This window comes from Nostoc sp., from assembly GCF_036917465.1.
Lineage (GTDB): Bacteria > Cyanobacteriota > Cyanobacteriia > Cyanobacteriales > Nostocaceae > Nostoc.
In genome coordinates, this window is sequence record NZ_JBALDL010000065.1 from 107529 (window position 1) to 122116 (window position 14588).

Here is a 14588-nt window from a genome sequence, read left to right on the forward strand (position 1 = left end):
CAGTTTATTCTTGATGATCTGGTTTAAGCTTTTGTGCTTGATGCTCTAGAAGATCCTATCTTTTTACCCAAGAACAAACTCAACCCGAATACAGACAATCCAAGCATCAAACTTGGCTCTGGAATACTTGTATAAGTGACAGTTTGAACACCGGCACTACTTGAATCATTCAAATCGATAAAACTATCGCGGAAGACATTAAAAGTGTTAGGTGTAAAATATAACCCTAACCCTGCTTGGTTCAAAATTGTTCCTGAAAAATCGGTAAAAACTGACGCTAAAGTATCATCCGCTTCAGTGTATAACTTCCCACCATAAGTAGCAGAAATCTTTAAACCTTCGGCAATGGTTACTTCTTGATCGTCTGCTGCTGCTGCTTGGTCGAATGAAAAAGTGCCTATGAGAGTTTTATCATCGTTAGAAAAATTATAAGTTAGGGCTGCTGCTTGAACGGGGATAGTCTCGCCCAATGAAAAAATCAAAGCAGTTCCTAACGTTGCAGCTGCTAACTTCTTGAAGATGGAGTCAGTCATTTTTTTCTCTTGATAAAAGAACTGGTGCAAAAATACCGCAATAGTTTTATGAGACAGAGACATGTGTTATCACGTCTCTGCAACGTAGTTAGTGTCTAGTGAAGCGGTGTCTACTCAATTTATTGACTTGCCTGCGATCGCAGTTTTCATGGCTTGGAAGAGATGAGTCTGATCGACCACACCCCTTACACCGGGAGCGCTGTAAGTACCAGAACTATCTGTAAACTCAAGCTTTTGTCCAAAGGATCGAGTCAGAGTTGATGAATAAGCACCCTGGTAGTAAACAGGTACAACCCGGCGGCTATGGCTACCCCAGAGGTACTTGTAATTTGGATCAGACCCCCAGAAGTGACCAGCATCGGTAGGATTGTGTTTGTTGAAAGTGATATCCTTGGCGTTATACTTCAAGCCTCTAGCCTGATTCGGGTCAGGATTGGGAGTTAGCTTCGACGCAAAGTCATTATTCAGAGTTAGATAGTGGTCATGGTCAGCAGTAACCAGTAGCAAGTTCTTGCTCCAACCACCATGATTTTCTACCCAAGTCATAACCTGCTGGACTGCCTTATCAAAATCATTCATGGTACCAATTAGGTTATCCATGTTGTTGTCATGAGCAGACCAATCTACATCACCTCCCTCAACCATTAGCCAGAAGCCATCTTTGTCTTTACCTAAAACGGTTAAAGCTGCTTTGGTCAGATCGGCTAAAGTCGGATTTTCGTTAATCTCTCTGGCGATAAAACTAGCATCGGTTTCACCCGGAGCCAGAGGACGGACAGTATCAGGTGTGGGGCCCGCAATTGGGTTCCCTGCTGCATCAACAACAGGAACACAATCCCCAGATGTACCAGGAATGATCTTACCTGATGGACAAGGACTTACACTCTTAACAACGGAGCTATAGAGCGAGCCGTTGTTCAGACCTGTCAAACTGTAGTCTCCCTTAGAAGAGCTAGTAGGAAGATTTCCTTCTTGTCCACGCGCACCGTATAGACCAAATAATTTGTCTCCGTTATTGGGATCGAGATTAGCAGCCGTGTTTAGTAGTGTCTGAGTTGCATTAGGGCCACGTTCCAAAAAGGTATAGCCATAACGATTGGACGTAGGGTTATTGCTGAGATGTTTATAAGTGTCTTCTGTAATATAAGTATAGTTAAAGACACCATCCGCAGTACTTGTACTACTTTTATTGTCAAAGTCTTTGGGATGACCGCCACCCAACAAAACATTAGGCTGAAAGTTTAGCAATGTCTGTTGCAGAATACTATCTTGGTTAGTTTTGGTAGGGTCGTACTTACTATCGTATTTGCTACGACGATTTACAAAAGAAGCAGCAGCACCAGGCGTTGCGTGGCTAATGGGTACGGAAGTAACTAGTCCTGTAGACTTACTATTTTCCTTAGCAATTTCCAGGATGGTTTTCAATTTCTTCTCGTAAATGTCTACCCCCATTGCGTTGTTAAAGCTTTTTACCCCTGTATACAGAGTTGTAGCTGTATTAGCAGAGTCGGGATAACTGTATTTGATGTACTCTTTGTCATAAGTTTCAGCATTAGCAGGGCTGAGAGGAATCCAAGGAAGAGGGCCGCCCTTACTGATGTCATAACCGGCCAGATTACCATCTGCCAAACTGTTGCCATCAAGTCGATTGCCTGGATTAAAAGGAGTAGGCTGGAATGAGAAGTTGGGACGAACAGGACTTGCACCGGTGAGTGAATTAGAGTCATCCAGAGCAGAGTTACCCGTTAGGTGGGGCTGATCTGTTGGTTTGGCTGGTGTATTTCCTTGAATTGTTGTGCCGTAAGTAGTCACCAATCCATATCCAGTCAGGTTTTGGAAGCTAAGACCTGAGCCTTTACCACTTGTGTAAAAAGGAGCGCCTTTGGCAACGGCTGCGGCCCGTGCCATATTCCAGCCCATACCATCGCCAATCATGATAATTACGTTAATTCCATTACCCTCGGCCATAGTCGGCTGAAAAACAGAATTACCAAATACCAGCAGAACGGTACAGAGCAAGCCAGTCATGGCAAAGGCTAGCGATCGCTTGTACTTTCGCAAAAATGAAATCATTACAGTATGCCTTAGAGTTAATTGAGTAAGTGTTAGCCGTTAGTACTGATAAAAATTTGGTTCTAGGTGAGTAGCACCAAAGTCTGAGTGTGTAGCAGTCACATCTAACTGAGTAGAGGCTTTGGCATGACTTGGTTTAGTCGCTGTTGCTGGTTGTTGATTTGATGTTCCTAAGAACAACAAAACTGCCAGAACCAGACCAGACATAAACCAAGCTAATGTACGTTTGTACTGTTTAAGTAATGAAATCATGGAAGATTTTTGAATGGAGTTCATCATCAGGAAACCTCTTAGTAAATAATCTGCTGCTATGCTTTGACAATTAAAATGAATGTCAAAAAACATAATTTTAAAATGCTAATTTAAGTAGCTTTTAGAGAAATTGAGTAAAAATATTTCGGTTTTATTTTGCTTTATTCGGAGATAGCATTAAAACTAAATCTTGATTAAATAAAGGATGAATTGGCAGTACTGAAGATTTTATACAGCTAGTTAGCTGCAAAGTTATCTCAGTAATCTGAAAACTTTTTCGGATGTGATTTTCCAACTTATTGAGTAAGCGATCGCGTTCTTGGATAGTTGTACATTCAACTGTTAAATTGGCACAAAGCATGATTTTGTTTAAGCTAAGTGTCCAGATATGGAGCTTTTCTACTTGCACAACGCCAGGAAAAGATTTGAGAGATATTTCTACTTCAACGGGGTCAATTGATTCCGGTGCATATTCCAAAAAAATCTTTAAACTTTGTTGTACTAAAGGTAAAGCACTTAAACCCGTAAAAATTGCAACTACTAAACTAATAGCAACATCTGCCCACCACCAGTCCCAAAGATGAACTGTTAAAGCAGCTATAATTACGCCCACAGAACTAGCAGTATCAGCAATGATATGAAGCAAAGCCCCCCGCAGGTTTAAATCGTTGTGGGTGTGGGGATGAAGCAAAGTAATATTAAGCAGATTGACGATTAAACCTAATACGGCAATCCCTAACATTGGTAAGCCCAAAATGGTTGCTGGATGTTGCCAACGTTGAATAGCTTCCTGTATGATAAATGTAGCGATCGCCAACAAGCCTAATCCATTCAGCAAAGCTGCTAAAACTTCGATACGCTGATTTCCAAAGGTTGCTTTTTTCTTAGCTGGTTGCTGTGCTAGAAAACTAGCAAGTAGCGATATCGCCAATGCCGTAATATCTGATAAAATGTGTCCTGCATCAGCTTGTAAAGATAAACTTTGACTCCATAGACCCACACTCCATTCAGCAATAAAAAAAACAGCGAGTAACCCTACTGTTATCCACAAACTCCTTGCTTTTTGTTGACTGTTAATTGCTTTTACAGAATCTTCTGTACATCCACACCATTGAAGTGAAAACATGACTCAAAAAACCTTTTTACAGCACAGTGTAGCTCTTAACATATTTACCAAAAGACAATTTGGTGAATATGTTATTAATTCAAAATATCTATTTTTAAACACCCTACATTAAATAATTATTTATCAAATTGCTAATCAATCTCTTATTAAAATATATTTTTATGAATTTACGAAAATGCAAAAACTATAACAAATATGTCTCTATAAAAAAATTATCGTACTTAATTTAAGAAATGGTAATGTTTTCGTTAAAAATTAGAAATTTAAGCAGATTAATACTTAAAATTTCCAGCAATTATCCTGTTAGTAATGTAATTTGTTACTAATTACACAAAAGTTTATTTGTAATCAAAAGTTGCAATTAACTTCGATTTATTAAAGATAATGATAACCATTATTTATAATCTACTAAGGAACAGTGTAAGTGTCGTATGTGTCCTATCCTGGAGATGGATATTATAGTGTTGTGGGTGAGACTGTGTTTTTCAGCGTTGTGATACCGACTTATAATCGCCAACCGATTTTAGAAAAGTGCCTCCGTGCCTTGGAGGTGCAGGAGTTGAGTAAGCCAAGTTCGGTTACTAATTACGAGATTGTCTTGGTGGATGATGGTTCTACTGATGGCACATTGCAGTGGTTAGCAGCACACAAAGACGAGTTTTCCCATGTGCGATGGTTTCAGCAAGATCATGCTGGCGCAGCTGCGGCTCGAAATTTGGGGGTAAAGGAAGCCCTGGGAGACACAATTATCTTCATTGATAGTGATTTAGTGGTGCTGAGTAATTTCTTGCAAGCTCATGCTAACGCACTCATGCAGGGACAGGAAAAATTGAGGAGCGATCGCTTTTTTACTTACGGGGCAGTTATTAATACTTGCAATTTCGACAACCCAACGGCTGAACCCTACAAAGTCACAGATTTTTCAGCAGCTTTTTTTGCTACGGGAAATGTAGCAATCCCTAAGCATTGGCTAGAGAAAGCCGGACTTTTTGATACCAGTTTTCAACTCTATGGCTGGGAAGATTTAGAATTGGGTGTGCGGCTAAAAAAACTAGGTTTGACATTAATTAAATGTCCAGAAGCTGTAGGATATCACTGGCATCCAGCTTTTAATTTAGAGCAAATTCCGCGATTAATTGACCAAGAAATTCAACGCGGACGTATGGGAGTTTTGTTTTATCAAAAGCATCCCACATGGGAAGTGCGAATGATGATTCAAATGACTTGGCTGCATCGCCTACTTTGGGGAATTCTTTCGCTCAATGGCGCACTTAATGAACGGACAATGGCTCCATTTTTGCAATGGCTAATTAATTTAGGTAAACCGCAATTAGCTTTAGAAATTGCCCGAATTTTTCTCAACTGGTACAACGTGAAGGGTGTCTATGAAGCCTATGCCGAAATGCAGCAAGTATCGTGATTGACAAGTAAAGAGTACAAAGTTAGGTATAACACACAAATAAAATTACAAAATCCCTTTTCCTAATACCTTACGCTTCAACACTACTATGCGAGGTCTTGCCCCTTTACCTGAAAAGCCTAGACCTTCACGGAAGATTTCTGGCATATAAAATCGTGCCTCGTTATCCTTTTCCTTATCTTCGTAAATAACCCCCATTTCCTTTAGCATTCTCACTGTCGGCTGATCCATCTCAAACTGTTCTACTGCAAAAGGAATTTTTCGTTCAGAAGCGGGATATTTAGGTAGTATTTCCTCAACCCAAGTTTTGAAAGATGGATATTCTTCCTTTGCTTCATCTACCTTCTGCTCACTACATGGTTTAAGGGCACGGCGGATTGCTTCAGGAGGTAAAAGACGGCTATTAGACCACTTTTCAAATTGCACTTCTTTAGCTCTATTTACTGTAATGTCTGCTGCATGGTACAAGAAGCGAACAATATCTCTTGCCTGAAGCCTCCCATTAAAATCTGTTAAAGCTGCAAATATCCAGAAAGCTGTGTAAGCTTCTTTAGCATTATCTGATCCCAGCCTTTTGCCCCATAAATTCTGTAGTTGTTCTGTAATATCTTCTCGACTTAAATTGTCAATGCTCGATTTTTCTGCACCTATTACTTCAGACTCACTACATATCCAAAAAACTAACCTTACAAAAGAATCTTGATCCCAAGATAAATCATAAGAACGGTAAAGGTTCTCAAACTGCCTCAAATTTTGTGTAATCGTGTAGCGCAGAAAATCACGGCGCAGGAAAATTATCACTCCTAGATTAGATTCCCTGATTTCCGAAAGTTTATTTGGCAAGTCTTCAATCAAAGCTTTTAAGGCTATCTTCTCTTGATTATTAGAGGCAATATTCTGAAAAATATCTTCTAAACCATCAAAAAGAAAGACTATACGTAATCTTTTATATTTTAACTCACGATTTATGCTGCTAAGACTCTTGGCAGTTTCTGTATTGGAGTCAATACCCACAGTTCTAGCAATTTCTTTAATCCAAAATTCGGCCCATTGTGGCTCACTCCAGTTTTCTTCTGCAATTACTCTTTTAATCCTATCTACATACTCAGAATGTATAAATTCAGGAACACTATGAGATAAGGTTACTCTAACCTCACTTCTAGCTTCATTGATGATACGCCTAGCATTATCACCCAGTTTTCCTGATTGAAGGAGAGGAAAAATATATATTTCTGGTTCTAATTCTGCATCTTTCTTATGTATACGATTTAAAAAACTTTCCCAATATTTAAAACGTGACAATTGAATGTAATTAAAGGTTTTGCCTGCTCCCTTAGCTCCAATGGATACTACACGAGGCAATTCCTCTCTAAAATTAGTTGCTAAATTTCTTAGGGGTTCTGTGACTAATAAATCTTCACCTTGTCCTTCTTAAGCATATTCGTAGCGCTGGCATACATCCATAAGTTGTCTAACTTCTGCAAGTATATCTTTTTCTTCAGTGGGTTTTAACCTTGAGTCTTTACTCATAGTAGTTACCAACTGTCCTTCTGCCCACTCTCTGGCAACTCTCATAAGTGAAGTTGAACTTAGTTTTAAGCGTGCCTCATCCCACTTATTTATATAAAGTAATTCCTCAGCAAAAAAAGTTTCTTTTATTTGCAATCTTGTAGAATCTACATTACCTTTTTCTGACTGTAAATAAACCGATTCCAATCGCTCCAATTCATATTCAAACGCAGGTGATAATCTCAATTCTTCCGTTAGCATACTAACGATCAAAGATGGATCGTAATATCTTTCATTATCTACACTTGCCTCTGAGGGTGCTACTCTAGCAATTTGTTCCAGAACTAAACTTGTACCTCTTACAGATTGATCGTTGATTGTAGTGACAAGAAAACGTTGGATTCTTGAATCAAAAATAATAGGACTTGATATTTCACTTAAACCTGCTCTCAAATCAATTAATACATAGTCAGCACCAACAGCCTTACCTAAACTATGAATAGCATTACCATATTCCCAGGCTCCATCTGGACTTCTTACTAAGTGTTCAGGCAGAATAGGTGTATCTAGTAGTTCTTCATCTTCAAGACAAGCAGGTAGAAAATAAACTGTTGATTTACCTTCGTACTTAGCAGATTTTTTAACTTCCCCTGCAAATAATGAAAGCGCTTGTTCTCTTTCAATAGGAGAATAGTGGTAAACTTCGAGAAAATCAATAAAAGAAACTGCTGGTTGTTGCTTTTCAAAAGCATTCCAATAGGTAAGACCAGGAGCTTCTAAATCAGCATCAATGACTAATACAGTTGTAGACCTATCTATTTCTTTAGCTCTATCTAGTAAGGCAAAAAGATGCGCTGATAAATTCAGTGTTCTACCAACACCACCTTTAAAGGAATAGAAAGCTATTAAACTAGGTTTTCCAATATATGGTTCTGGAAGTTGAACTTGTTTTACTCTTACCGTTTCTACTTCTGGTTCACTATCTAAATAAGCAATTTCTTCCCAAAATGGACGGACATCAACATCAGTTTTGTAAACTTCTTCTCCAGGAAAAAATTCTACCGATAATGTAGCATCACCAAGAGTAAAATAAATCACGGACGACTCTTGTTGATACCAATCTTTAAACCATTCTTTTAAAGCATCGTCAGCATTTTTTCTGTTTTCATCACTAATAAGATATATTTCTAAAGCATCTGAGTAACAGCGAATTTTTACTACCCCTTCGGGTAATTTAGTCCCATAGTTAGTTTTATGTCCAATAGTTCTTCTTACATCAAGCCATGTCAGTAATTTTGGCGATTTTGGTGCATTCATAGTTTTTCAATTTCTCCCACAATCCATTTTGATATTCCTAATAGCTTCTTCTCTATATCTTCATCGTTTGCTTTTTGTTTTTGAGTAACTATAGAAATTACTTTTCCTCCGTACCCCCACATTTGGTTAATCTGTCCACTGTTTAATTTTCTCTCTTCTTTATTATTCCTAGTATCGAATACTTCCCCAATAAATATTTCAGGTAGATTTAAAGACCCTCCTGCACCTAAACAGTCTAATAACTTATTTATATTATGTTGACATTCCGCAATCTCTGTACACGAATCACTACGCTTATGCCCTTTCCTCTTCATTAAGATTGTCTTAAGACCACATTCAACGGCATAAAATAAGAGTAACCGATGGGCATTAGTTCGAGATGTTTTCTGAGAATTTTCATAAGCAGACAGATTTGCAAGCCATGCTTTTGCCATTTCTCGATCTGTAAAAGGTATTGCCATTAAGCTATTTTTACTTCGGTTAAATACGAATTTACCCAGCTATATTATGTCAAAATCGCCCCACCCATCAACCGCTCATACCGATACTTCAACTCTTCTTTCATCAAATACCAACGCTCTAAAGTAACATCCATCTCTATTATTTTCTCCGCCGCTTGCCGCGCTAAAAGTAAAACTTCCTCATCCTCAACTAAACTTGCTAAGGTAAAATCCGGCACTCCCGATTGACGAGTTCCCAGTACTTGCCCTGGCCCACGAAAACGCATATCCATTTCGGAGATGAAAAAACCATCCTGAGATTGTTCCAACACCTTCAACCGTTGTTGAGCATCAGGACTTCTGGAACTGCTCATCAACAAACAGTAAGACTGAGCCGCGCCACGACCGACACGCCCCCGCAGTTGATGCAGTTGTGATAAGCCAAATCGTTCCGCATTTTCAATGAGCATTACTGTAGCATTAGGTACGTCTACACCAACTTCAACAACGGTAGTAGAAACCAAAATTTGGGTTTGATTATCACGAAATTTAGTAATCGCTTCATCTTTATCGGCTGAACTCATGCGACCGTGTAACAGCCCCACTTGAAAGTCGGGAAAAATACTTTCTTGTAGCTTTTGATGCTCCTCAGTTGCCGATCGCAAATCCAGTTTTTCTGATTCTTCTACCAAAGGCAAAACCACGTAAACTTGTCTACCTTGGGCAATTTCTCGGCGGATGAGGTCGTAAGCATGGTTGCGTTGCTGACCTGACAATACTGTTGTCTGAATCTTTTGTCGTCCTGGTGGTAGCTCATCAATCTGGCTGACATCCAAATCCCCGTGTATCGTCAGTGCCAAGGTTCGGGGAATCGGGGTAGCTGTCATAGTTAACACATGGGGTTGTTCGCCTTTTTGCTGCAAACGCGCCCGTTGTTCTACCCCGAAACGATGCTGTTCATCTATCACCACTAACCCCAGTTGCTGGAAGCTTACAGAGTCTTGAATTAAGGCATGAGTTCCCACTAACAGAGGTAATTCACCAGTTCCTAACTGAGAATGGATTTGTCTTCGTTTGGCAGTTTTGGTGGAGCCTGTCAGTAATTCTACTGGTAAATGCAAGAGGTTAAACCAGCTAACTAACTTGCGATAATGTTGTTCTGCCAAAACTTCTGTGGGAGCCATCAGCGCCGCTTGGTAGCCAGATTGAATTGCTGCAAGGATAGCTAGCACCGCGACAACTGTTTTACCCGAACCGACATCACCTTGCACCAAACGATTCATTGGCACAGGTTTTTGTAAATCGTTAAGAATGTCGTTAAGGACTCGTTGCTGTGCGCCCGTGAGTTTAAAAGGCAGTATTTCGTGAAATTTCTCTACAAGTTGACCTCTTGGGACGAGGATGGCGCTGGTTTGAATCGCTCTTGCTTGCTGCTGACGTTGCAGTAACCCAAGTTGTAGGTAGAAAAATTCATCAAAGACTAGGCGACGACGGGCAACTTGTAGGGTGGCGCTATCGTCGGGAAAATGGATGTTAGCGATCGCATCTTTCAATTCCATCAAACCATATTTCTGTCGCAAACCACTTGGCAAAGGGTCTTTCAGGTTAGCCGCAGCAGGTAAAGCAGCAATTACCGCCTGTCGCACTGTATTCGCCACGACACCCTCAGTCAATCCATAAATTGGTACTACCCGCCCAATATTCAGCGACTCAATCGAATCTCCTGGATTTGCCAAAACCTCTAGTTCTGGATTATCCAGTGTCAAGCCGTATTTACTTTCTTTCACCAACCCGCACGCCGCTAAAATACTACCGACTGCATAACGGCGTTTTAAACTTTCTTGCCAAGCGCGACTGCTAAAGCGCGTACCTGCGTAAAAACGACCAATTTTGAGTTGACCGCTATTATCTTTTACAACCAGTTCTAAAATTGATAATTTCTGATTTTTAGGGCTAGTAAAGCAGTTGCAACGCTTCACTGTTGCCACTATTGTCACCGTCTCACCCCCCTGTAACTCGCGGATATTCACCTGACGCGCATAATCAATGTGGTCACGAGGATAGTAAAAAAGCAAATCGCGGACGGTGTGTAAACCAAGCCGTGCCAAATTATCAGCTTTTTTGAAGCCTATTTCTGGTAAATCACTGAGTTTTTGGTCAATGTTTGGTGCAAGCCTCCGACTCACCTCAGTGATAATTTGAGATTTGGGATTTGGGATTTGGGATTGATAAGTTCTCCTCTGCTCCCCTGCTGCTCTGCTCTCCTGCTTCCCTTCCTCCCCCTCTTCCTGTTGCTGTAGTTGCGAGAGATATCTACGAGTCTCTGCTACTAAGTGTTGTCTTTCTTGCAGTGCCAGATGTGGATAACTAGCAAATTGTACTGCTAGTCCTTGCCAACGGCGGCGTTCAGTTTGGGGTAAGCTTGTTGGGAATTTACCCAAAGTCAGACTCAGAAATTCACTGAAACGGTATTCTCTGCCCATCAAGTCTGTAAAGCCCCGTTCAGCTTCTATTGCCAAGGCTTTGTGCAATCGTATCCAATCTGGTTTTTCATTAATCATCGGTCAGTAGAGTTAAAAGTTAGGAGTGAGGAGTGAGGAGTGAGGAGTTAGGAGTTAGGAATAAATAACTCATAACTCATAATTCATAACTCATAACTTTATTCAAACCAACTAGCACGCCATGCAGCTTCTGCTTCTGCGATCGCTCTTTCCCGATGTTTCTTTTGATACTCTCGTCCCAGCTTGTTTAGCTGAACTAAAATACTACGAATTTGTCTGCGTTCAGAGGAGAGTGCCACATCAGCAAATTCAATTTCCCCTAGCCGCAGGTTAATAGCCATGATTTGCGTCAGTCCAGAATCTTCCGACTGCTGCTCATTTTCAATTTCAATTACTAAGTTTAATAAGTTTGGTGGCCCTGGCATAGCCTCGGCAGATGCTTCTGATGCCGCCGCCGCCGCAGCTGCTAAAATCGGTTCTGGTAATTTTTTGGGTAATACCCCAGATTTTTGTAATAAAAGATTAGCATCATGGGAAAGTTTTTTCAGTATCTCTTGCGTGACCTCTTCTAAGTTCTGTTGCCATTTTGCCAGTTCTATAGGATTAGAGGTGTCGGCGCTCAGAGGCTGAGAATTTGAGGTGTCCAGAAGTTCAGAAGATGTTACTTCCTTATTGCCTTCATCTTCGTCATCTCCCTTATTTACTCCAGCATCGTCACTTTTAATACAAGCGAGCAATTGTTCTGCGGCCAGATGACCCAACTTGCGAACGGCTTGTTGCAATTGTTGGCGCTGATTCAATGACAAATGGAGAAAGTTTTCGGGATACCCTTGTGTACAAAGGTGGTAACTCGCCAGAATCAATTGTTTTCGTACAGCTAGCCCCAAGGTATTTAAATAACTAGCATAAGCGTTTTGTAGTTCTAGTGCGATCGCTCCAATCGCTTCTTTTGTTGCTGCAATATCCCGTTCAATTCGCTCGATTGCTCTTGCCATATCTTTTGTTCTTGTCCATGTGAACTATTACATAGTACAAATGTACAAATTTATTTTATAATAACTTCCCAAAGGTCTTTAGATTTTAAATTAAATGCAATATTTCGCATCTCTACTAAAAAAACACAGGCCAGGCTATTTGCTTGACCTGTTTGTTAAAAAGTCATTTGTCCTTGGTAAAAACTAATGACTAATGACTAATGACCAATGACCAATGACCAATGACCAATAATATTACATACTGCCAATTTGTGCAGCGACTTCATCAGCAAAGCTAATTTCTTGCTTCTCAATGCCTTCGCCCAATATATAGCGGACAAAGCGATTAACTTGAATCTCTGTGCTTAATTGCGTCTTCGCTTGCTTCAAAAGGTCTTCTACCGAAATACTCTGATCGCGAATGTAAGGCTGATCGAGCAAAGTCAATTCTTTCAGGCGTTTTTCAATTCGTCCCTGAACAATCTTTTCTTTGATATTATCTGGCTTGTTCGCCAAATCATCCTTGCCCATTTCAATGTCTTTTTCCTTTTGGGCAACTTCGGGGGGGATTTGGTCTACGCTCACATACTCGACATTTGGACAAGCTGCAACTTGCATTGCGGTGTTCCGTGCCAAGGTTTGGAACTCTGAATTAGCAGCCACTGACTCACTTTCAGAACCCAGTTCTACTAATACACCAACTCGACCGCCAGTGTGAATGTAGCTGTCTACTACTCCTTGCGTGCCTTCTGCTAGTGCAAAATTGATAAAGCGACGCACTTGGATATTTTCACCGAGGGTAGCAATAGTTTGCTTGATGAATTCTTCAACAGTCCCGTTTGAACTATCAGCATATTGTTGAGCTAACAAAGACTCAACACTATCAGCAGTTGCTGCTTGCTTTGCGAGGTTTTTAACTAAAGCTTTAAAAGCGTCGTTACGAGCCACAAAGTCAGTTTGGCAGTTGACTTCGATGAGTACACCTACTCGACCACCGGGTTGAATGTAAGTGTCTACTAGACCTTCTGCCGCAATGCGATCGCTTTTTGCCCCTGCCTTAGAAATGCCCTTTTTGCGTAGCCAGTCTGCGGCTTCTTCTACATTCCCTTCAGTCTCTATCAGCGCCTTTTTGCAGTCCATCATGCCGGCACCAGTTTTTTGGCGTAGCTCTTGGACGAGTTTTGCAGATATTTCCGCCATGTTGCCTCAATTCCTAACTTGACCTCGAGTTGTAATCACTCAGCTAATTTAGTGCTGAGTTTTGTTAGCGTTAGCGGGGCATTTAGCCCGTGCTGAGTTTTGAGTGTTCAGTTATCAATTTTATTCTTCATTGACAAATCACAACTTAAGAACTTCAAAAATCAAGACTCAGCACTATCCAATTTGCTGAGTCTTTCTATCTTACTCAGCACGGGCTAAACGAACGCCCCGCTTCCGCTAACAGCACTATTCTTCTGTTTCCTCGTCGGGAATCACGGCATCAGTAAATTCGGTTTCTTCGTAGTCTTCGTCATACTCACCGCCGTCGTAATCTTCGTCATACTCTTCAGCTTCCAGCTGACCGTGACGGCCTTCATAAATGGCATCTGCCAATTTCCCGACTATCAGCTTAATTGATCTGATCGCATCATCGTTTGCTGGGATGGGGATATCTACTACATCTGGGTCACAGTTTGTATCCAACATGGATACAATGGGAATATTCAGCTTTTGGCATTCTTGAACTGCGTTATATTCCCGCCGTTGGTCTACGATGACCACGATATCGGGTACTTTCCGCATTGTTTTAATGCCGCCCAAGTATTTCTGAAGCTTCGTCATTTCCCGACGTAGCATTGATGCTTCTTTTTTGGGCAATAAATCTAGTGCGCCAGTTTCTTCACGGCGTTCTAAATCTTTCAAACGGTCTACCCGTGTTTTGATAGTTGCCCAGTTGGTCAACATTCCGCCCAACCAGCGTTGGTTAATGTAGTGGGAACCACAACGGCTAGCTTCTTGAGCAATAATTCCAGCTGCTTGGCGTTTAGTGCCGACAAAAAGAAACTTCTTCCCTTGTTCTGCGTGCGATCGCATGTAGTTGTAAGCATTATCCATCAACTGGGCAGTTTGCACCAAGTCGATAATATGCACACCATTACGGGAAGTATAAATGTAAGGAGACATTTTTGGGTTCCAACGCCGGGTCTGATGCCCAAAGTGAACCCCTGACTCCATCATTTGAGCCAATGAAACTACTGGCATATATTTCTTACTCCGATTCGGGTTAAACCTCCATCCAAGTGCATTTCCCAACTGGGAAACACCCGAATTCTCAGATGTGCGAGATTAGTTAACCATACTAGGTTAGCACATTCGCAAGAGTTTGGTGGGGCGATAAAATAGCGCTGCCCACTCAACAATTAGGAAGCGCTATGCTTGATTTAACTCAAAAATGACGAATTAC

12 protein-coding genes are annotated in these 14588 nt (G+C 40.9%); 1 reads left to right on the forward strand and 11 read right to left on the reverse strand.

Going from position 1 to position 14588, the window contains the following annotated elements; all coding sequences use genetic code 11:
• Positions 1-23: 23 nt before the first annotated feature.
• The 4 genes from V7K38_RS14615 to V7K38_RS14630 form a co-directional block, all read right to left on the reverse strand.
• On the reverse strand, positions 24-533 hold the full coding sequence (locus tag V7K38_RS14615; protein WP_334858777.1) for a PEP-CTERM sorting domain-containing protein: 510 nt from the start codon (positions 531-533) through the stop codon (positions 24-26).
• Positions 534-647: 114 nt separating this feature from the next.
• The gene (locus V7K38_RS14620) at positions 648-2606 is read right to left on the reverse strand and encodes an alkaline phosphatase (RefSeq protein WP_334858779.1); all 1959 of its coding nucleotides are present in this window, start codon (positions 2604-2606) and stop codon (positions 648-650) included.
• Positions 2607-2645: 39 nt separating this feature from the next.
• A complete protein-coding gene (locus tag V7K38_RS14625) occupies positions 2646-2885 on the reverse strand; it encodes a hypothetical protein (protein WP_334858781.1) in 240 nt (79 codons plus the stop codon).
• Positions 2886-3009: 124 nt separating this feature from the next.
• Entirely contained in the window at positions 3010-3984 is a 975-nt protein-coding gene (locus V7K38_RS14630; RefSeq protein WP_334858784.1) for a cation diffusion facilitator family transporter, read from the reverse strand.
• 424 nt (positions 3985-4408) lie between these two features.
• Here V7K38_RS14630 and V7K38_RS14635 point away from each other — a divergent pair, with 424 nt between their 5' ends.
• Complete coding sequence (locus V7K38_RS14635) at positions 4409-5404, forward strand: glycosyltransferase family 2 protein (protein ID WP_334858786.1); 996 nt, start codon at positions 4409-4411, stop codon at positions 5402-5404.
• A gap of 45 nt (positions 5405-5449) precedes the next feature.
• Here the strand turns inward: V7K38_RS14635 and V7K38_RS14640 are convergent, their stop codons facing one another.
• The 7 genes from V7K38_RS14640 to rpsB form a co-directional block, all read right to left on the reverse strand.
• Positions 5450-6766, reverse strand: coding sequence for a hypothetical protein (locus V7K38_RS14640; protein ID WP_334858788.1), 1317 nt, complete (start codon positions 6764-6766; stop codon positions 5450-5452).
• Between the two features lie 69 nt (positions 6767-6835).
• On the reverse strand, positions 6836-8230 hold the full coding sequence (locus V7K38_RS14645) for a ParA family protein (protein ID WP_334858789.1): 1395 nt from the start codon (positions 8228-8230) through the stop codon (positions 6836-6838).
• Positions 8227-8691 carry a hypothetical protein gene (locus tag V7K38_RS14650; protein ID WP_334858790.1) on the reverse strand — a complete coding sequence of 155 codons (465 nt, stop codon included), beginning with the start codon at positions 8689-8691 and terminating at the stop codon, positions 8227-8229. Before V7K38_RS14650 ends, V7K38_RS14645 begins: the two co-directional genes overlap by 4 nt.
• A 44-nt stretch (positions 8692-8735) precedes the next feature.
• Complete coding sequence (gene recG, locus V7K38_RS14655; RefSeq protein WP_334858791.1) at positions 8736-11231, reverse strand: ATP-dependent DNA helicase RecG; 2496 nt, start codon at positions 11229-11231, stop codon at positions 8736-8738.
• A gap of 98 nt (positions 11232-11329) precedes the next feature.
• Entirely contained in the window at positions 11330-12166 is an 837-nt protein-coding gene (locus V7K38_RS14660) for a hypothetical protein (RefSeq protein WP_334858793.1), read from the reverse strand.
• A gap of 234 nt (positions 12167-12400) precedes the next feature.
• Entirely contained in the window at positions 12401-13345 is a 945-nt protein-coding gene (tsf, locus tag V7K38_RS14665) for a translation elongation factor Ts (protein WP_334858795.1), read from the reverse strand.
• A gap of 246 nt (positions 13346-13591) precedes the next feature.
• On the reverse strand, positions 13592-14386 hold the full coding sequence (gene rpsB / locus V7K38_RS14670; RefSeq protein ID WP_334858797.1) for a 30S ribosomal protein S2: 795 nt from the start codon (positions 14384-14386) through the stop codon (positions 13592-13594).
• Between the last annotated feature and the right edge of the window lie 202 nt (positions 14387-14588).